15 protein-coding genes, 1 tRNA gene and 1 rRNA gene are annotated in these 19,428 nt (G+C 69.2%); 10 read left to right on the top strand and 7 right to left on the bottom strand.

Annotation, left to right across the window (positions count from 1 at the left end):
- Window positions 1–2 precede the first annotated feature (2 nt).
- The 5 genes from GZH52_RS03870 to GZH52_RS03850 all read left to right on the top strand — a co-directional run bounded on the left by GZH52_RS03870 (window position 3) and on the right by GZH52_RS03850 (window position 8,792).
- Window positions 3–3,059 (top strand): efflux RND transporter permease subunit, encoded by a 3,057-nt coding sequence (locus GZH52_RS03870; protein WP_163315192.1) that lies wholly within the window; start codon window positions 3–5, stop codon window positions 3,057–3,059.
- A gap of 25 nt (window positions 3,060–3,084) precedes the next feature.
- Window positions 3,085–4,401 carry a TolC family outer membrane protein gene (locus GZH52_RS03865; RefSeq protein ID WP_163315191.1) on the top strand — a complete coding sequence of 439 codons (1,317 nt, stop codon included), beginning with the start codon at window positions 3,085–3,087 and terminating at the stop codon, window positions 4,399–4,401.
- Between the two features lie 266 nt (window positions 4,402–4,667).
- Entirely contained in the window at window positions 4,668–5,936 is a 1,269-nt protein-coding gene (gene gabT / locus GZH52_RS03860) for a 4-aminobutyrate--2-oxoglutarate transaminase (protein WP_163315190.1), read from the top strand.
- A 25-nt stretch (window positions 5,937–5,961) separates the two neighbouring features.
- Window positions 5,962–7,422: an NADP-dependent succinate-semialdehyde dehydrogenase gene (gabD, locus tag GZH52_RS03855; RefSeq protein ID WP_163315189.1), complete on the top strand. Its 1,461-nt coding sequence runs from the start codon at window positions 5,962–5,964 to the stop codon at window positions 7,420–7,422.
- 77 nt (window positions 7,423–7,499) lie between these two features.
- Window positions 7,500–8,792 (top strand): NAD(P)/FAD-dependent oxidoreductase, encoded by a 1,293-nt coding sequence (locus GZH52_RS03850; protein ID WP_163315188.1) that lies wholly within the window; start codon window positions 7,500–7,502, stop codon window positions 8,790–8,792.
- Window position 8,793: 1 nt separating this feature from the next.
- On the opposite strand, the gene GZH52_RS03845 is transcribed toward GZH52_RS03850, so the two are convergent.
- The 5 genes from GZH52_RS03845 to GZH52_RS03825 all read right to left on the bottom strand — a co-directional run bounded on the left by GZH52_RS03845 (window position 8,794) and on the right by GZH52_RS03825 (window position 14,166).
- A complete protein-coding gene (locus tag GZH52_RS03845) occupies window positions 8,794–11,109 on the bottom strand; it encodes a diguanylate cyclase domain-containing protein (protein ID WP_163315187.1) in 2,316 nt (771 codons plus the stop codon).
- A 70-nt stretch (window positions 11,110–11,179) separates the two neighbouring features.
- Entirely contained in the window at window positions 11,180–12,616 is a 1,437-nt protein-coding gene (locus GZH52_RS03840) for a hypothetical protein (protein ID WP_163315186.1), read from the bottom strand.
- Window positions 12,617–12,683: 67 nt separating this feature from the next.
- Window positions 12,684–13,139: a GNAT family N-acetyltransferase gene (locus tag GZH52_RS03835; protein WP_203525612.1), complete on the bottom strand. Its 456-nt coding sequence runs from the start codon at window positions 13,137–13,139 to the stop codon at window positions 12,684–12,686.
- The gene (locus GZH52_RS03830; RefSeq protein ID WP_163315185.1) at window positions 13,133–13,531 is read right to left on the bottom strand and encodes a rhodanese-like domain-containing protein; all 399 of its coding nucleotides are present in this window, start codon (window positions 13,529–13,531) and stop codon (window positions 13,133–13,135) included. Before GZH52_RS03830 ends, GZH52_RS03835 begins: the two co-directional genes overlap by 7 nt.
- On the bottom strand, window positions 13,528–14,166 hold the full coding sequence (locus GZH52_RS03825) for an FMN-binding negative transcriptional regulator (RefSeq protein WP_349290633.1): 639 nt from the start codon (window positions 14,164–14,166) through the stop codon (window positions 13,528–13,530). Before GZH52_RS03825 ends, GZH52_RS03830 begins: the two co-directional genes overlap by 4 nt.
- Before the next feature lie 90 nt (window positions 14,167–14,256).
- Between GZH52_RS03825 and pdxR the strand changes: the two genes are divergently transcribed.
- From pdxR to GZH52_RS03800, 5 genes are all read left to right on the top strand, one after another.
- On the top strand, window positions 14,257–15,714 hold the full coding sequence (gene pdxR, locus GZH52_RS03820; RefSeq protein WP_163315183.1) for a MocR-like pyridoxine biosynthesis transcription factor PdxR: 1,458 nt from the start codon (window positions 14,257–14,259) through the stop codon (window positions 15,712–15,714).
- 111 nt (window positions 15,715–15,825) lie between these two features.
- Entirely contained in the window at window positions 15,826–16,659 is an 834-nt protein-coding gene (locus GZH52_RS03815) for a phosphate ABC transporter substrate-binding protein (protein WP_163315182.1), read from the top strand.
- Window positions 16,659–17,495 (top strand): PstC family ABC transporter permease, encoded by an 837-nt coding sequence (locus GZH52_RS03810; RefSeq protein WP_163315181.1) that lies wholly within the window; start codon window positions 16,659–16,661, stop codon window positions 17,493–17,495. The genes GZH52_RS03815 and GZH52_RS03810 overlap by 1 nt, the downstream gene beginning before the upstream one ends.
- A complete protein-coding gene (locus GZH52_RS03805) occupies window positions 17,492–18,352 on the top strand; it encodes an ABC transporter permease subunit (protein WP_163315180.1) in 861 nt (286 codons plus the stop codon). Before GZH52_RS03810 ends, GZH52_RS03805 begins: the two co-directional genes overlap by 4 nt.
- The gene (locus GZH52_RS03800) at window positions 18,349–19,038 is read left to right on the top strand and encodes a phosphate ABC transporter ATP-binding protein (RefSeq protein ID WP_163315179.1); all 690 of its coding nucleotides are present in this window, start codon (window positions 18,349–18,351) and stop codon (window positions 19,036–19,038) included. Before GZH52_RS03805 ends, GZH52_RS03800 begins: the two co-directional genes overlap by 4 nt.
- Window positions 19,039–19,188: 150 nt before the next feature.
- On the opposite strand, the gene GZH52_RS03795 is transcribed toward GZH52_RS03800, so the two are convergent.
- A tRNA-His gene (locus GZH52_RS03795) sits at window positions 19,189–19,264 on the bottom strand.
- Window positions 19,265–19,306: 42 nt separating this feature from the next.
- Window positions 19,307–19,421: ribosomal RNA gene (rrf, locus tag GZH52_RS03790) — 5S ribosomal RNA — on the bottom strand.
- Between the last annotated feature and the right edge of the window lie 7 nt (window positions 19,422–19,428).

Here is a 19,428-nt window from a genome sequence, read left to right as displayed (position 1 = left end):
CGATGCGACTGAACCTTTCGGAATGGGCGCTGAAGAACCAGCCCCTGGTGCGCTACCTGTTGGTGGTGCTGCTGATCGCCGGCGCCTGGGCGTACGCGCAGCTCGGGCAGAAGGAAGACCCCGAATTCACCTTCAAGGCGATGATGGTGCGCGTGGTGTGGCCCGGCGCGACCGCGCTGGACGTCGAGGAGCAGGTCACCGACAAGCTCGAGCGCAAGCTGCAGGAGATGGGCGAGCTCGAGTACGTGAAGAGCTACAGCAAGCCCGGCGAGGCGCTGTTCATCCTCAACCTGCGCGAAGGCGTCGACCCGAAGAAGGTCAAGGACTACTGGTACCAGGTCAGGAAGAAGCTCGGCGACATCCGCCACACGCTGCCGCCCGACGTGCGCGGCCCCTACTTCAACGACGAGTTCGGCGACACCTTCGGCAATATGTACGCCTTCACCGGCGACGGCTTCAGCTACGAGGAGCTGAGGCGCGAAGTCGACAAGGCGCGCCGCGAGGTGCTGCGCGTACCCGACGTGGGCAAGGCCGAATTCGTCGGCGAGCAGGAGGAGCGGATCTGGGTCGACCTCGACAACGCGCGCCTCGCCACGCTCGGGCTAGACGCCCGCCTGATCTGGGCGGCGCTCGCCGAGCAGAACACGACGGCCGGCGCCGGCGTGTTCCACACCGCAGACGAGCGAGTGTGGGTGCGCCCCAGCGGCACCTACGACACGGTCGACGAAATCGAGAACACGCCTATCGCCGCCGGCGGCCGCGTGTTCCGCCTGGGGGACATCGCGGCTGTTTCCCGCGGCTACGCCGACCCGCCGGCGATGCGCATGCGCTTCAACGGCAAGCCGGCGATCGGCCTCGCGGTCAGCATGAAGGAAGGCGGCGACGTGCTGAAGTTCGGCGCCGCGCTGGCGAGCCAGATGGACGCGGTCGAGCGCGCGCTGCCGGTCGGCATCGCGGTCGACGCGATCTCCGACCAGCCCAAGGTGGTGAAGAACGCCGTCGGCGAATTCATGAAGGCGCTGATCGAGGCGGTGGTCATCGTGCTCGCGGTCAGCTTCTTCAGCCTAGGCTGGCGCACCGGCATCGTCGTCGCGCTATCGATCCCGCTGGTGCTGGCGATGACCTTCATCGCGATGTACTTCTTCAAGATCGACCTGCAGCGCATCTCGCTGGGCTCGCTGATCATCGCGCTGGGCCTGCTGGTCGACGACGCGATCATCGCGGTCGAGATGATGGCGCTCAAGCTCGAGCAGGGCTGGAACCGCTTCCAGGCGGCGACCTTCGCGTACACCAGCACCGCCTTCCCGATGCTCACCGGCACGCTGATCACCGCCGCGACCTTCCTGCCGGTCGGCTTCGCCAAGTCGAACGCCGGCGAGTACGTGTTCAGCCTGTTCTCGGTGGTCACCATCGCGCTGGTCCTTTCGTGGATCGTCGCCGTGGTGTTCACGCCCTACCTTGGCTACCTGTTGCTGCCAGAACGCGCGCACGCTCACGGCCACGACGACGTCTACCAGAAGCCTTTCTACCGCAGGTTCCGCCAGGCGGTCGTCTGGTGCCTCGACCACCGCAAGCTGGTGATCGCGGCCACCTTCGGCGCCTTCGTGCTGTCGGTCGGCGCGTTCAAGCTGTTTGTCGCGCAGCAGTTCTTCCCGGCGTCCAACCGCGTCGAGCTGATGGTCGACATGTGGCTGCCGCAGGGCGCGAGCTACGCGGCGACCGAGCGCGAGGCTAAGAAGCTCGAGGCGAAGCTCGCCGGCGAGACCGGCATCACCAGCATGACCACCTACGTCGGAGCCGGCAGCCCGCGCTTTTTCCTGTCGCTCGACCAGCAGCAGCAGCACCCCAACTTCGCGCAGCTGATGATCATGACGCGCGACCAGGAAAGCCGCGAGGCGGTGCGCGCCCGGATCCGCACGCTGTTCGACACCGACTTCCCGCTGGTGCGCGGCCGCGTCACCCGCCTGGAGAACGGCCCGCCGGTCGGCTACCCGGTGCAGTTCCGCGTGATGGGGCCGGACCACGACGAAGTGCGCGCCATCGCGAGCAGGGTGGAAGACACCCTGCGTGCCCACCCCGGCACGCGCCAGGTCAACAACGACTGGGGCGAGCAGATCAAGTCGCTGAAGGTGAGCATCGACCAGGACAAGGCGCGCGTACTCGGCGTCTCCAACCAGAACCTGGCCCGCCAGCTGCAGCTCTTGATCTCGGGCGCGCAGCTCACCGAGTTGCGCGAAGGCGACCGCACCGTCGCGGTGATGGCCAGACTTAACAAAGGTGAACAACTGGACGTCGGCAAGCTCGGCCAATTGATGGTACAAACGGCCAGTGGCCGCTACGTGCCGGTCTCCCAGCTGGGCAAGGTCGAATACGTGCCCGAGGAGAGCATCGTGTGGCGGCGCAACCGGCTGCCGACCGTCACCGTGCGCGCCGACGCCGTCGACGGTGTGCAGGCCTCCGACATCTCGCGCGCGCTGTGGCCCAAGCTGCAGGACATGCAGAAGACGCTGCCGCTGGGCTACCACATCGAGCTGGGCGGTTCGCTCGAGGCGAGCCAGAAATCGCAGCAGGCGATCGGCCAGGTGGTACCGCTGATGGTGGTGGTCGTGCTGACGCTGTTGATGCTGCAGCTGAAGAGCTTCCAGCGCACGCTGATGGTGGTACTGACCGCGCCTCTGGGGCTGATCGGGGTGACCATGGCGCTGATCGCGTTCGCCGCGCCGTTCGGCTTCGTCGCCATGCTCGGCGTGATCGCGCTCTCCGGCATGATCATGCGCAACTCGGTGATCCTGGTCGACCAGATCGAGAGCGACATCGGCGACGGCATCGACCCGTTCGAGGCGGTGGTCGGCTCGACGGTGCGCCGTTTCCGGCCGATCATGCTGACCGCGCTGGCGGCGATCCTCGCGATGATCCCGCTGACCCGCAGCACGTTCTGGGGGCCGATGGCGGTGGCGATCATGGGGGGCCTGCTGGTCGCGACCGTGCTGACCCTGCTGTTTTTGCCGGCGCTCTACGCGCAATGGTTCCGCGTGCGCCGACCGGCGGCCGCGGCCTGAACCTGACAGACAAGAAAGACCAAGCATGAACCGCATCGCACCAACGCTCGCCGTCCTCGCCGCCGCCTGCCTGGCTCCCGCCGCGCACGCGTTCGACCTGTACGAGGCGTGGGCCGCCGCCCGCCAGTACGACGCGAATTTTGCCGCGCAAAAGGCCGAGCGCGACGCTGGCCTGCAAAAGCGCGAACAGGGCCTCGCCGGGCTGCTGCCGCAGGTGAACGCCGGGGCCAGTTACACGCGCAGCAACGATATCGAGCCTGCGAAGATCTCGCCTGCGGGCAGCTACGGCAGCCACGGCTGGCAGGCGTCGCTCAGCCAGCCGCTGTTCGACGTCGGCGCGTGGACCGGCTACCAGAAGGGCAAGCTCACCAGCCGCCTGGCCGACACCCGCTTTGACGCGGCCACCCAGACGCTGATCCTCGACGTCGCCCGCGCCTACTTCGGCGTGCTGCTGGCGCAGGACACCGTCGCGTCGGTGCAGGCGGCCAAGAAGGCGTTCGCCAAACAGCTCGAGCAGGCGAAGAAGTCGTTCGACGTCGGCACCTCGACCATCCTCGACACCTACGAGGCGCAGGCACGCTTCAACGCGGCGACCGCGCGCGAGATCGCCGCGCTCTCCGAGCTCGAGGTGCGCCGCAACGCGCTCAAAACCCTGACCGGGCTCGACGCGCAGGCCATCGCGCCGCTCAAGGGCAAGGTCGCGCTCGCGCCGCCGACGCCGGACACCGTCGAACCGTGGATAGAGCGCGCGCTCGCGCAGAACCCGTCCGTCACCGCCGCGGCGCAGCAGCTTGCGCTCGCCGAGCAGGACGTGACTGCCGCGCGCGGCCAGCACCTGCCCAAGCTCGCGCTGTCGGCTGCCTACCAGGACCGCACGACCAATAACCCCAACTCGGTGCTGCAGCAGGTCGACGACAGCCGTGGCAGCTCGGTCGGCGTGACGCTGAGCATGCCGCTTTACGCCGGCGGCGGCATCAACTCAAAAGTCGCCGAGTCGGTCGCGCTGCGCGAGCAGGCGAGCGAGACGCTGGAGGCAACCCGCCGCAAGGTGCGCGAGAACGTGCGCGCGGCCTTCCTCGGCGTCGCCAACGGCGCCGCGCTGGTCGACGCCAACGAGCGGCTGCTGGTCTCGGCGAAGAACCAGCTGGACGCAACAAGGCTGGGCCGCGAAGTCGGCGTGCGCACCATCCTCGATTTGCTCTCCGCCGAGCAGTCTTACTACGAGGCCGAGCGCACGCTCGCCGAGTCGCGCTACAACTACCTGACCGCCCAGCTGCAACTGGCGCTCGCCGCGGGCGAACTCTCCGAAACCACGCTGCGCAGCGTCAACCGCTACTTCTGAGTCACGGGGCGGCGCCTGCTGGGCGCCGCCTTGCTGCATCCCGGGGCAGGCCCCTGCCCTCCTGACGCCCTTGCCGGCTGCCGTTGTCACCGGTACATCACTGTCCCCTCGCCGTTCTGTCGCCATTTCGCCAACACCCTCGCGCGGGGTGTTTAATTTATCGATATGCCTGTAGCAAGTCGCTAAACAGCCGATTAGAATGATCCGGCGGACTGTCCGACAATCCGGACGCTCACAGCGACAGAACAACGAAGACGAGGCAAACCATGACCGACAGCAAAGACCTTCTCGAACGCAAGGCCCAGGCCACCCCGCGCGGCGTGGGCGTGATGTGCAACTTCTTCGCCGAGCGCGCGAAGAATGCCGAGCTGTGGGACAGCGAGGGCCGCCGCTACATCGACTTTGCCGGCGGCATCGGCGTGCTCAATACCGGCCACCTGCACGACAAGGTGCAGCGCGCGGTCGCCGAGCAACTGAACAAGTTCAGCCACACCTGCTACCAGGTGGTGCCGTACGAGAGCTATATCCGCGTCGCCGAGAAGATCAACACGCGCGCGCCGGGCGACTTCGCCAAGAAGACCGCCTTCTTCACCACCGGCGCCGAAGCCGTCGAGAACGCGATCAAGATCGCGCGCGCGGCGACCGGCCGCTCGGGCGTGATCGCCTTCGGCGGCGGCTTCCACGGCCGCACCATGATGGGCATGGCGCTGACCGGCAAGGTCGCGCCGTACAAGATCGGCTTCGGCCCGTTCCCGGCCGAGGTTTTCCACGCGGTCTTCCCGAACGCGCTGTACGGCGTGTCCATCGAGGATTCGATCGCCAGCATCGAGAAGCTGTTCAAGTGCGACATCGAGCCCTCCCGCGTCGCCGCGATCATTTACGAGCCGGTACAGGGTGAAGGCGGCTTCTACACCGCGCCAGCCGAGTGGGTCGCCGCGATCCGCAAGCTGTGCGACGCCCACGGCATCCTGATGATCGCCGACGAGGTGCAGGCCGGCTTCGCGCGTACCGGCAAGTTCTTCGCCAGCGAACACTACGGCGTCGCCCCCGACCTGATCACCACCGCCAAGTCGCTGGCCGGCGGCTTCCCGCTCTCCGCGGTGGTCGGCCGTGCCGACGTGATGGACGCGCCGGCGCCGGGCGGCCTGGGCGGCACCTACGCCGGCAGCCCGCTCGCGCTGGCCGCCGCCGACGCGGTGATCGACGCGATCGAGGAAGAGAAGCTGCTCGAGCGCGCCGAGCGCCTGGGCGCGGCGCTCAAGGAAAAACTCACCGCCATGAAGAAGGTCGTGCCGCAGATCGCCGACGTGCGCGGCCCCGGCGCGATGGTCGCCGTCGAGTTCAACAAGGCCGACGGCAGCGGCCCGGACGCCGACTTTGCCAAGAAGGTGCAGGCGCACGCCTTGGCTAACGGGCTGATCCTGCTCACCTGCGGCGTCAACTACAACGTGGTGCGTTTCCTGTTCCCGCTGACCATCGAAGACGAAATCTTCGCCGAGGCGCTGTCCAAGCTGGAAGCCGCCCTGCTCGCCTGAGCCCACGCCGACAAGGAAGCCCGACATGTTGCAACTGAAAGACCCGACCCTGCTTCGCGAGCAGTGCTATCTGGCCGGCCAGTGGGTCGACGCCGACAACGGCGAGACGATCCCGGTACACAACCCGGCCACCGGCGAGCTGATCGGCACCGTGCCGAAGATGGGCCGTGCCGAGGCCGAACGCGCCGTCGCCGCGGCGGCCGACGCGTTCAAGCTGTGGAAGAAGAAGACCGCCAAGGAACGCGCGCAGGTGCTGCGCCGCTGGTTCGACCTGATGATGGCCAACCAGGAAGACCTCGCCGTCATCCTGACGGCCGAACAGGGCAAGCCGCTGGCGGAAGCGCGCGGCGAGATCGCCTACGGCGCGTCCTACATCGAGTGGTACGGCGAGGAAGCCAAGCGCGTCTACGGCGACACCATCCCCGGCCCCGGCCTAGATCGCCGCATCCTGGTCAATCGCGAGCCGATCGGCGTCACCGCCGCGATCACGCCGTGGAACTTCCCGAACGCGATGATCACCCGCAAGGCCGCGCCGGCGCTGGCCGCCGGTTGCCCGATGGTGGTGCGCCCGGCCTCGCAGACGCCGTTCTCGGCGCTGGCGATCGCCGTGCTCGCCGAGCGCGCCGGCGTGCCCGCCGGCGTGTTCTCGGTGATCACCGGCGGCTCGACCGAAATCGGCGGTGTGCTCACCGGCTCGGACACCGTCAAGAAGTTCAGCTTCACCGGCTCGACCGAGGTCGGCCGCCTGCTGACCGCGCAGTGCGCGGCGACCATCAAGAAGGTGTCGATGGAGCTGGGCGGCAACGCGCCGTTTATCGTGTTCGACGACGCCGACCTCGACGCGGCGGTCGAAGGGGCGATGATCTCCAAGTACCGCAACGCCGGCCAGACCTGCGTGTGCGCGAACCGCATCCTGGTGCAGGACGGCGTGTACGACGCCTTCGTCGAGAAGTTCGCCGCCGCGGTCGCCAAACTCAAGGTCGGCAACGGCATGGACGACGGCGTCAACCAGGGCCCGATGATCGACGCCAAGGCGGTCGCCAAGGTCGAAGAACACATCGCCGACGCGCTGGCCAAAGGCGGCACGCTGGTGAGCGGTGGCCATCGCCACGCGCTGGGCGGCTCCTTCTTCGAGCCGACCATCATCCGCGACGTCACCCCGGCGATGAAGGTCGCCCGCGAGGAGACCTTCGGCCCGCTGGCGCCGGTGTTCCGCTTCAAGAGCGAAGAAGAGGCGCTCTCGATGGCCAACGACACCGAATTCGGCCTCGCCTCGTACTTCTACGCGCGAGACATCGGCCGCATCTTCCGCGTCAGCGAAGGGCTGGAGTACGGCATGGTCGCCGCCAACACCGGCATCCTGTCCAATGAGATGGCGCCCTTCGGCGGCATCAAGCAGTCCGGCCTCGGCCGCGAAGGTTCCAAGTACGGCATCGAGGACTACCTCGAGATCAAGTACGTGCTGATCGGCGGCGTCGACCGCTAAACGCCCGCCCGGGCGCAAGCGAGGGGCCGCCTGCGGGCGGCCCTTTGCACACCATAACAACAAGCAAGGGAACAGCCATGCACAAGGAAGATTTCAGCCGCCACGCGCCGTCCTACTACGCCGCCAGCGCCAACCCGAGCCCCGAGCGCCCTGCCCTCGCGGGCAAGGTCCGTGCCGACGTATGCGTGATCGGCGCAGGGTTTACCGGTATCTCGACCGCGCTGCACCTAGCCGAAGCCGGCTACAAGGTGGTCGTGCTTGAAGCCGCGCGGGTCGGCTGGGGCGCGTCGGGGCGCAACGGCGGGCAGATCGTCAACAGCTACAGCCGCGACATCGACGTGATCGAGGCGCGCCACGGCAAGGAAGCCGCCGCACGGCTGGGGGCGATGGCCTTCGAGGGCGGTCGCATCATCCGCGAGCGCATCGCGCGCTACGGCATCCAGTGCGACCTGAAAGACGGCAACGTGTTCGCCGCGTTCACCCAGAAGCAGCTGGACGAACTCTCTGCCAAGAAGGCGCTGTGGGAGCGTTACGGCCACACCGGCATCCGCATGGTCGACAAGGCCGGCATGCGCGGCATCGTCGACAGCGACGCGTACTGCGGCGCGCTGCTCGATACCTGGGGTGGCCACCTGCACCCCTTGAACCTGGTACTGGGCGAGGCGGCCGCATTCGAGTCGCTAGGCGGCGTGATCTGCGAAACGAGCCCGGTCACCGCCCTCGTCGAGGGCGAGAAGGTGCGCGTGCGTACCGCCCACGGTGAAGTCGAGGCCGACTTCGCGGTCGTCGCCGGCAACGCCTATCTGGGCAACCTGATCCCCAGGCTCGCCGAGAAGACGCTGCCCTGCGGCACGCAGGTGGTCACCACCGCGCCGCTGGACCCGGCGCTCGCGCGCAGCCTGCTGCCGGGCGACAACTGCGTCGAGGACTGCAACTTTCTGCTCGACTACTACCGGCTGACCGCCGATAACCGCCTGCTGTACGGCGGCGGCACCGTGTACGGCGCGCGCGACCCGGGCGAAATCGAGTCGCTGATCCGCCCCAAGCTGGAGAAGACCTTCCCGCAGCTTGCGGGCGTCAAGATCGACTACACCTGGACCGGCAACTTCTCGCTGACGCTCAGCCGCCTGCCGCAGGCCGGCCGCATCGGCCGCAACGTCTACTACTCGCAGGGCTGCTCGGGCCACGGCGTCACCTACACCCACCTGGCCGGCCGCCTGCTGTCCGAGGCGATCCGCGGCCAGAACGAGCGCTTCGACGCGTTCGCCGCGCTGCCGCACTACCCGTTCCCGGGCGGGCGCTTGCTGCGCGTGCCGATGCTGACGCTGGGCGCGTGGTGGTACGGCGTGCGCGACAAGGTCGGCGTCTGAGTCAGACCGCCAGTTCGACGCGGTCGCGGCCGGCGTGCTTGGCGCGGTAGCACGCCGCGTCGGCCCGCGCGAGGGCCGTGGCCGCGTCGTCGTCCGCCGACAGCGCGGTCACCCCGGCACTCGCGCTCAGGCCGAGCGCCGAGCCGTCGGCTGCAGCCACCCGCAGGCGGGTAATTTCCGTGCCGATCCGCTCGAGCAGCTGCTGCGCGGCGTCCGGCGGGCAGCCGGGCAACAGCAGGGCAAACTCGTCCCCGCCCAGCCGGGCGACGGTGTCGCCCTCGCGCACCCGCTGCGCCAGCAACTGGCCCACCTGCTGCAACATCAGGTCGCCCGCCGCGTGTCCGCCCCGGTCGTTGACCGCCTTGAAGCCGTCCAGGTCGAGCACCGCCAGCGCGGCACGGACAGTGCCGGCCTGCAGCGCCTGGTGCAGCGCTGCCTCCAGCCCCCGGCGGTTGAAAAGCCCGGTCAGCGGATCGTGCAGCGCCTGGTAGCGGTGGCTGGCCTCGCGTGCGCGCCGCTCGGTGTCGTCGTGCAGCACGTAGACGCGGTAACCCTGCATCGCCCCTTGCGCGCATACCGACGACAGCGTCAGCGTCACCGCGCGCCGGCTGCCGCTCGCCGTCTCCAGGTCCAGCTCCAGCGTCTTGCGCCCCTCGGCCTCGAGCACGCGGGCGCCGATCGGCAAACCGCTCTCCGGCGCGAGCAGGCCGACCACGGCCCCCAGCCGCCGCCCGAGCGCGCCGGCGCCGCGCACGCCGAGCATGCGCTGGGCCGGCGCGTTCAGGTATTCGACCTCGTCGCGGTGATTGGTCAGCACCACCGCGTCGGCGATCGATTCGAGGATCGCCGCCTGCCGCTCGCGCTCGCCCTGCAATGCCTGGAATTCTGCGTCCTGCCGGGTGATGTCGAGTAGCACGACCAGACAGCACGCGGCGTCCAGCGCGACGACGCTCGCCTCGAGCAGCCGCTCGCCGCCCGGGGTGCGAAAACGCGCGCGCAACTGGGTGACGCCGGCACTTTCGCCCGCGTCGGCGAGCGCGCGCAGGATGCGTGCGCAATCGTCGCCGTGCGCGTTGTGCAGCCAGCGCCCGTCAGTTGCGCCAAGCAGGGTGTGCGCCATCTGGTTCATATAGCGCGGTGCCCCCGAACGGCTGCACACCAGCACGCCCAGCGGCGAAGCTTCGTTGAGCGCCCTGAAGAACGCCTCGCGCTCGGCCGCGTCAGCTTCGCTCGCCTCGCGCGCCGCCAGCGCACGGTTGTATGCGCGGGCCAGGTGGGCCAGTTCGCGTACGCCGTCCTCGGCCAGCGGCACATGGCCGTCGCCCGCCTGCGCACGCTCAAGCTGCGCCTCGATCGCGTCCAGCGGGCGCAACAGGCGGCGCATCAGCCACCACGCCAAGGGCGGCACCAGCAAGAGCCAGACCAGCCCCAGCCCCAGCAGGGTTCGCGTGAGCGCGAGCAGCGGCGCGTCCGCTTCGCTGGCCGGCAAGGCGCCGCCGAGCACCCAGCCAGCGGCCTGCAGCGGGCGGTAGGCAGTGATGCCCTCGCCGCCGTCGGGCAGGCCCTCGCGGCCGACGCTGGCCACGCCCCCGGCGAGGGCGCGCGCGAGCGACGGCAACTCGCCGGCAAGCTGGAACGAACGGTCGATCAGCGTCGGCGCCGGATGGTAGATGAAGCGTCCGCTCTGCTTCGACAGCAGCACGATATAGCCCTGCTCGCCGATGCGGATCCCGGCCAGTTCGCCGAACATTTCCTGCGAAAACAGCTCGAGCGAGCCCGCGAGCATGCCGGCGAACTCGCCGTCCGGCCCGAGGATGGGCGCGGTGACGACCAAGAGGCGCCGCCCGGTCTTGGCGAGGAAAGGATCGGAGATCTGCGGCCTGAGCGTGTCGCGGGTCAGCCGGAAGTAGTCGCGCTCGGCGACGCTGACGCCGACCCGGCCGGGCTGGCTCGGGTAGTCGGCGATGATGTTGCCATGGCGGTCGTAGAGGATGGCCGCCGAAAACGGCCCCTTGAAATGGCTGAAGCGCGTGACCAGCGATGCCGCTTCGCGCGGCAGTTGCTCCGCGTCCACCGTCAGCTGCGCCGCCCCCTCGGAAACCAGCCGCAGGCGCTGGCGCAGGCGGTCGTCGAAGTCGGTCGCCGTGCGCTCGACCAGCGCCGCGACCTGCGCGCGCTGCATGGCTTCGAGCGCGCCGCGCGACTCAAGATAATAGGCGCCGATCAGCACGGCGCTGAGCAGCCAGCCGAATACCGCGCAAAAGAGCGCCGCCCTGAACTTGAGCGAGCGCGTGTCGACAAGCCGCAGGACGCGCACCTGGCAATCCTCTACAAATAGAATTGCCGGAGAAAATATACCAAATTAATAGAATTGCCCAGCAGCAGGCTCAATGCCAGCGCGTCTGCTGCTCGGTCAGCGCGATGCCCGCCTCCTGCATGCACTCGGCGAGGTCCTGCCAGCACGCCTGGCGGTCGGACGCGACGTCTGGCACCACCAGCCACGGCGTGCGCGCGATCGCCTCGCCGCCACGCGCCTTGAGCGCGATCTCGTAGCCTTGCAGTTCGGGCTGGTACTCGGCGACGGCCTCGAGGTCGCGCAGGTGCGCAAGCCCCGCCGCGGCGACGGCGACGGTCAGCCCCAGCCGCTTGCGGTTCCACGCGCGCACGCCGGCCTCCAGCGCCTCCCAGATCGGCAAGGGCGCGAACAGCTCGGCCTCGCCGTACTCCATCTCGTTGCTGATCGCCTGCTGCACCAGCGGCATGGTCGCGTCCAGCGCCTTGCGCGCCTTCTGGCGCACCGCTTGCGCATCGAGCACGCCGCGCTCGACGATGAACGGGATCCACGCGATCACCAGCTGCGCGTCGCCCGTCTGGTTGGCCGCCTCGAAGGTCGCGCGCGCGGCCTCCGGGTCTTCCGGCGCGATGTCGCAGCCGGCGTCCATGATGGGCGCGAGGTGGATCAGGCTCTGGCAGGCGCGCTCGTTGAGCATGTCGAGGGTGAACAGCGTCGGCGACATCCACAGGATCGCCTTCTCCGGCACCTCGAGCGCGTCGGCCAGCGCGACCTCGACCCGCTCCATCAGCGGGAAGTGCCACCACACGCCGCCCTTAGCACGCGAGAACGCGATCGGCATCGCCCACAGCTCGAACGACGCGAAGCTGCCGTCCTTGCGGATCACCTCGGGGTTGGCGATCAGCTTGCGCGCGGTGTCGACCAGCTGCGCACGCGCGGCGGCCTCGCCCTGCAGCCCGAGCTGCGCCTCGGTGAACACCGCCTGGTCGCCGCCTTGCAGCGCGAGCTGCACGCTGGCGGCCAGCTGCACGCGCGCCATCGGCTGCGCCGCCGCCTCGCGCGCCTTCGCCATCAGGTCCTGGATCGCCGCCTGGCGCTCGGCCGGCGGCAGGGGCTCGGTCGGCACCACGCGCATCTCGCGCGCCGGCGGGTTGGTGTCGCGCTCCTGGTACGCCTGGTTCAGGCGGTCGTATACGGTGATCGCCTCGTCGCAGATGCGCTGCAGTTGCGCGGCAGTCGGCGGCTCGTCCCAGAAGTTGAAGTCGAACAGGCGGAAGCCCTTGTTGCACACGTAGACGGTGATGTTCTCCTCGTCGTCGAACAGCACCGCACTCGCGTACGCCTCGTTGTCGCGGCCGGCAAACGGCGTGTCGTCGTGGCCGACCAGGCGACAGATGAACGCCGGCTCCTCGGTATGCACGATGTACTCGCAGGGCTCGAGCCCCTTGTCGTCCACCGCGTCGCCAAAGATGAAGCGGCTGGGGATGAAGGGGTCGCCCTTGATGCGTGCGTTGCGGGGATGCGGTTTCATGGCGTTCCGGATGATGGCTGGCGTCGTTGCTGAGCCGGTCATTGTACCGCGCGCACGCGCGCCGGTGTTAGCCGAGCGGCCGCACGAAGTGGAACGACTGGATGGTGAAGCCCTCGCGGAAATAGAAACGGTGTGCGTCGGTGCGCCAGGTGCCCGAGTCGAGCGAGAAATACCCGCAACCCTGCCGTGCAGCCTCGGCTTCGCACGCGGCAAGCAAAGCCTTGCCCACCCCCTGCGAGCGGTGCGCCTCGCCCGTCACCAGGTCGTCCAGATACAGCCGCCGCCCCTGGTAGGTGTTCTCGTACACTCGCCACAGCGCGACGCCCTGCACCTGGTCTGCGTCATCCAGCGCGACAAACATCCGCGCGCCACCGGCAAACACCCGCGCCATCATCGCCCGGTACGCGGCCGGCTCGTCCGGCAGATTGGGGCGCAGCTGGCGGTGCACCGGCAGCGCTGCCGCGAGCAGGTCCTCGCGCAGCAGGCGGCCGGCCTCGTCGTGCAAAGCCACCACCGTCAGCATGTGGCCTCCCCCGCGCAGCCGCACGCGGCGGCGTCGCTACTGCCCTTGCTCGTCGCGTAACCATCGCGTTTCCACCAGTCGAGCCCGCCTTGCAACTCCTTGACCCTGAAGCCGAGCCGGGAGAGCGCCAGCGCGGTCTTGGTCGACGCGTTGCAGCCGATGCCGTCGCAAAAAGCGACCAGCAGCACGTCGCGCGGCAGGTGCGCGGTCGACGCCGCGTCTATCGTGCGGTGCGGCAGGTTGACCGCGCCGGGCAGGGTCTCGGCAGCAAACGCCGCAGCCGAGCGGCCGTCGATGAGCAGCAGCGGCTCGCCGCGCGTAAGCGCGCTGTATACGTCGTAGCTGTCGGTCTCGTACTCGAGTTTGGCGAGGTAAAAGTCTTCCGCCTTCATGATCTCTCTCCCTGGTCTGCTTCGATCCTGTTCATGGCCGCGGCGATGGCGGCCGACGCGGCCTCACCGCGCGCGGCGAGCCCCTGCCGGACGCCGGCCCGCTCGGCCACGCTGCGGTTCTGGCTCAATTTGTCCTTGCCCTCAAGCGCACTGATCGCGATTTCGATACCAACCACCACCCCCAGCATCGCGGCGATATAGTCGGCCGGCGCGTCGTCCACCCGCCAGTTGGCGCCGAGCACCCCTTCCTGCGCGTCCGTCAACACCTCCATCTGCGCGCGCAACCACGCAGCGTCGTCGACGACACGCAAGCGGCCGTGCGCGTGCACGACGCGATAATTCCAGGTCGGCACCACCCGCCCGTGCTCGGCCTTGCCGGGCAGCCAGCCCGGCGACACGTAAGCGTCGCCTGCGCTGAAGATCGCCAGCACCCCGGCGCCATCGCAGGCGGACAGCGGATTGACCCGTGCGACATGGCCGCGCAACACGCCCGCTTCCGCGTCCGGCCACAGCACGACGGCGTCGGCGGCGAGCGCACCGCCGTCCTGCCGCACCAGGTGGGCGAGCGGGTGCGCGCGCATCAGCGCGTAGCAATGCGCGGGGTCGTTGGCGGCAAACAAAGGCGGGCAATACACGCGAGGCTCCTGGGCAGATGATTCCCGCTTATCATAGGGCTGCAAGTGGCCCATGATCAGAGCCACTTGTCCGCACAAGGAATGGACCACTTGCACGCAGACTGGCTGACCGAGGCGCTGCTCGCCGAACACTGCCGCGGCGCACAAGCGCTCGCACATGCGCTGCGCCGCTGGATCGCGGCCGGCCGCCTGCCGCACGGCGCCCGCCTGCCGTCCAGCCGCGCACTCGCGGGCGAACTGGGCGTCGCCCGCGGCAGCGTCAGCGCCGCGTACGAGCAACTGGTCGCCGAGGGCTACCTCGCCGCCCGCCACGGCAGCGGTACCTACGTCAGTGCGCCGACGCTGATCAGCACGGCCACCGAGGCGCCCACCGCCAACCCGCGCGGGCTGTCCGCGCGCGGCCACGCGCTGGTTGCGGCGAGCCGGCTGCCGAACGGGCTGACCGGCGCCTTCGCGCCGGGCGTGCCGGAAATCGCGCGCTTCCCGCACGCGACCTGGCAGCGCCTGGTCGGGCAGGCGCAGCGCAAGGCCGGCCTCGAGCTCTTCGCGTACCGACAGGACGGCGGACACCCGCTGCTGCGCGAGGCGCTGGCCGACTACCTGACGCTGTCGCGCGGCGTGCGCTGCGACGCTGCCCAGATCCTGATCGTGCCCGGCGCGCAAGCCGCGCTCGAATTGACCGCGCGCCTCTTGGCCGAGCCGGGCGACACCGTATGGGTCGAGGAGCCCGGCTACGGCGGCGCGCACGCGGCGTTCGACGCGGCCGCGCTGTCCATGCAACCGAAGCCTGTCGACGAACACGGCCTGTCGCCGGATGCCGCACCGGACCTCCCCTCGCCGCGGCTGATCTACCTGACCCCGTCGCACCAGTACCCGGGCGGTGTGGTGATGCCGGTCACCCGCCGCCTCGAACTGCTCGAGACGGCCGCGCGCCACGATGCTTGGCTGATCGAGGACGACTACGACAGCGAGTTCCGCTACAGCTCGGCGCCGATCCCGGCACTGCAGGGGCTCGACAAGCAGGGGCGGGTGATCTACGTCGGCACCTTTAGCAAGGTGCTGTACCCGGCGCTGCGCCTGGGCTACCTGGTGCTGCCTGACGCGCTGGTCGACCCGTTCCGCCGTGCGGCGGCACGCCTCTACCGCGAAGGGCACTACCCCGAGCAGGCCGCGCTGGCGCGCTTTATCGGCGACGGCCACTTCGCCCGCCATATCCGCGCGATGCGCGAACTCTACCGGCAGCGCCAGGCGCTGCTGCGCGCGGTGCTCGCGCGCGAACTGGGCGACGCACTGCCGCTGTCCGCCGGCGAAGCGGGCCTGCACCTGATCGCCCGCCTGCCGGACAACTTCGACGAAGACGCGCTCGAGCGCAGCGCCGCAAGCGAGGGGCTGTGGCTGCGCACCTGGCAGCGCCACTGCCTGACCCCGACCGGCACACGGGCGCTGGTACTCGGCTACGCCGGCGTCGAGGATCGGGCGCTCGCGCACGCCGCCACGCGGTTGGCCCGCCTGCTGCAGGCCTCCGACGGCTTCGCCGTCCGGCGCTGATCCTCGTCAAATCCCATTCGATCAGCGCGGCCATTCAGGTGTGCGCACGCTATAATTCGCGGCTTTTGCGCCGCCTTTAGCCGGCGCACCACCCCAGACGAGGTTTTCCCCATGAACAAGCACCGCATCGCGGCCGCCTTTGCCGGCCTGGTCACCCTCTTTGCCGCCACCCACGCCGGCGCCGCCGACATCGACGCCTTCAAGGGCTTGTCCGGCAAGCTCGACGTCGCCGGTGGCACTGCGCATATCCCTGTCGTGCAGGACGTCGCCCGCCACGTCGCCAAAGCCAACCCCAACGTGCGCATCTCGGTCAGCGGCGGCGGCAGCGGCGTCGGCATCCAGAAGGTCGGCGCCGGCCTCGTCGACATCGGCAGCACCGGCCGCGCGCCGAGCGCCGAAGAAGTCGCCAAGTACAATCTGAAGCCCTTCCAGTTCGCGCTCGACGGCGTCGCCGTCGCCGTCCACCCGGCCAACCCGGTCAAGAACCTCAGCCGCGTGCAACTGGCCGACATCTTCAGCGGCCGCGTCGACAACTGGAAAACCTTCGGCGGTGCCGACCAGCGCATCCATCTGTACAGCCGCGACGAGGCGAGCGCGACCCGCGAGGTGTTCGTCGACAAGGTGCTCGGCAAGGGCCAGTCGCCGGCGGCGAACGCGACGGTGGTCGCGTCCAACGGCGCGATCAAGACGGCGATCGCCCGCGACAAGGGCGCGATCGGCTACCTGGGCCTCGGCTACGTCGACGCGAGCGTGAAGCCGGTCGCCATCGACGGCCACGCGCCCAGCCAGGAAAACGCCAAGTCCGGCGCCTACCCGATCGTGCGCGGCCTCTACTTCAATACCCGCGGCGAACCCAACGCGCTCGCGTCGGCCTTTTACCGCTACCTGAAAACCGGCGAAGGCCAGTCGCTGATCCGCGCGCACGGCTACATCCCGGCCTTCTGATGCGCACGCGCCTGTCCGGGGCGCTGCTGCTAGCCGCGGCCCAGGTCTCGACGCTGTGGGTCGTGCTCACCCTGCTGCTGTTCGCGTGGCTGGGCCGCCCGCTGTGGCAGGACCCGGCCGCGCTCGCCTCGCTCGCGGGGTTCAGCTGGAACCCGGCTGCCGGCCAGTACGGGCTGGGCGCGATGTTCGCCGGCACCCTCTTGCTGTCGTCCGGCGCGCTCGCGCTCGCCTTCCCGCTCGGCCTCCTGTGCGTGCTGTTCGTGCTCGCGCTGGGGCCGCGCGTGCTCGCGCAGCTGCTACGCCAGGTGCTCACGCTGATGGCCGGCGTGCCGACCGTCGTCTACGCCTTCGTCGCCGTCTGGCTGCTGGTGCCCTGGCTGCGCGACAGCGCCGGCGTCGGCATGGGCTTCTCGTGGCTGGCGGCATCACTCACTTTGGGGCTGATGCTGGTGCCGACCGTCGCGCTGCCGCTGATCGGCGTGCTCGCACCTGCCGACGCGTCGCTTGCGCCGGTCTGCGACGCGCTGGGGATCAGCCGGGCGCAGCGCCTGTTGTGGGTCACCCTGCCCGCACACAGGCCGCTGATGCTGTCGGTACTGCTGGTCGCGGCCGGCCGCGCCGCCGGCGACACGCTGATCGCGCTGATGCTGTCGGGCAACGCACCGTGGCTGCCGCACTCGCCGGCCGATCCCTTGCGCGTGCTCAGCGCGCATATCGCGCTGTCGCTGGCGACCGACACCGAAAGCACCGCGTACGCGGCGGTCTACGCGAGCAGCCTGTTGCTGCTGGCGTGGGTCAGCCTCAGCCACCTCCTCTCGCGCAGGCTCGTCCGATGACGCGCCGCCTGATCGAACGCGCGGTCATCGCTGCCAGCTGGCTGGCCGCACTGCTGCTGTTCGCCCTGTTCGCGACCATGCTGGCCTTTCTCGCCGTACACGCCGCGCCGGCGCTGGATGGCGACCTGCTGTTCGGCGACGCCGACCCGTGGCGCGCAATGATCGGGGAGGAGATGGTGTGGGACGGGCTGTGGCCCGCGCTGGTTGGCAGTACGCTGCTGACGCTGGTCGCGCTCGCCATCGCGCTGCCGCTGGGCGTCGCCGCCGGCATCGCGCAGGCCGAGTTCGACTCGCCGGCGCTGCGCGCGTCGCGCGCGATGACCGACCTGCTCTCGGGCATGCCGTCCATCGTGCTGGGCCTGAGCGGCTTCATGCTGATCGTGCTCCTGCGCGGCGTGTGGCCAGATGCCAACGTCTCCCTGCTGCTCGCCGCCTGCTGCATCGCGCTGTTGATCCTGCCCTACCCGACCGTCGCCACACGGCAGGCGCTGTTGCGCCTGCCCGCCACGCTCAGGCTCGCCTGCGACGCGCTGGGGATGAGCCGGATGCAAGCGATCTTTCACGTCTACCTGCCCGAATGCCGGCAGGGGATAGGCGCCGGTGCCGTGCTCGCCTGCGGACGCGCGCTGGAGGACGTCGCGGTGATCCTGCTCACCGGCGCGGTCGCCAGCTTCGGCGTGCCGCGCAGCGTATTCGACCCGTTCGAGGCGCTGCCCTTCTTCATCATGGTGACCGCCAGCGAGTACCGCGACGAGCAGCAGCTCGCGCGCGCCTTCGCCGCCGCCCTGCTGCTGCTCGGTCTCTCCGCGCTCTTGTTCACCCTCGCCCGTCGCCTGCAAGGAAAATCCGTCCGATGAACGCGATCGAATGCGAAAAGCTGTCGCTTAGCGTCGGTCAGCACACGCTGCTCGACAACATCAGCCTGCACCTCCCCGCCCACCGGCTCAGCGTGCTGCTCGGCCCGTCCGGCTCGGGCAAGACCAGCTTTCTGCGCTGCCTGAACCGCCTGCACGACACGGTCCCCGGCGCCCGCGTCAGCGGCCGTGTCCGCGTGCGGGTGGACACCGGCTGGCTGGACCCGTACGCGCCCGGCACCGACCCGGTGGCGCTGCGCCGCCACGTCGGCATGGTGTTCCAGCACCCGCAACTGCTGCCCGGCTCGATCCGCCGCAATATCGAATTGCCGCTGACGCTGGTGCACGCGCTGCCGCGTGCAGCCGTAGCCCGCCGTGTGGAAACTGCGCTGCGCGACGCCTGCCTGTGGGACGAGGTGCACGACCGGCTGGATGCTCCGGCAAGCACGCTGTCCGGCGGCCAGCAGCAACGGCTGTGCCTCGCCCGCGCGCTGGCCCTGCAGCCGCAAATCCTGCTGCTCGACGAGCCGACCGCGTCGCTCGACGGCGAGGCGGGCGGCAAGCTCGAAGCGGCACTGATCGCCCTCAAGGCGAAGCATACCCTGGTAATGGTCAGCCACAACCCGGCGCAGGCCGAACGCATCGCCGACCATATCGTCCGCTTCGCAGCGGGACGGTTGGCCGCATAAAGCCACGCACACCGAACGCGCAAAAGCCCTGGCCGGAAAACGGTCAGGGCTTTTCTTTGCAGACAGCAATCGCGACGCCACCGAGTAGCGGAATGTGCGCACAGAATGCAAAAAGCCCTGATTTCTTCTGAAATCAGGGCTAATTCGCGATGGGGTGGATAATGGGACTCGAACCCACGACAACCGGAATCACAATCCGGGACTCTACCAACTGAGCTATATCCACCACCGAAACCACGCTTGCCTAAGCAAGCGGATGGTAAGGGGCGTCTGGCGGTGTCCTACTTTCACATGGCGAATGCCACACTATCATCGGCGCTAAGGTGTTTCACGGTCCTGTTCGGGATGGGAAGGCGTGGGACCACCTCGCTATGGCCACCAGACATTAAC

This window comes from Crenobacter caeni (genome assembly GCF_010435965.1).
GTDB lineage: Bacteria > Pseudomonadota > Gammaproteobacteria > Burkholderiales > Chromobacteriaceae > Craterilacuibacter > Craterilacuibacter caeni.
The sequence above is the reverse complement of the archived record's forward strand: the minus strand, read 5'-3'. Positions and strand labels throughout refer to the sequence as shown.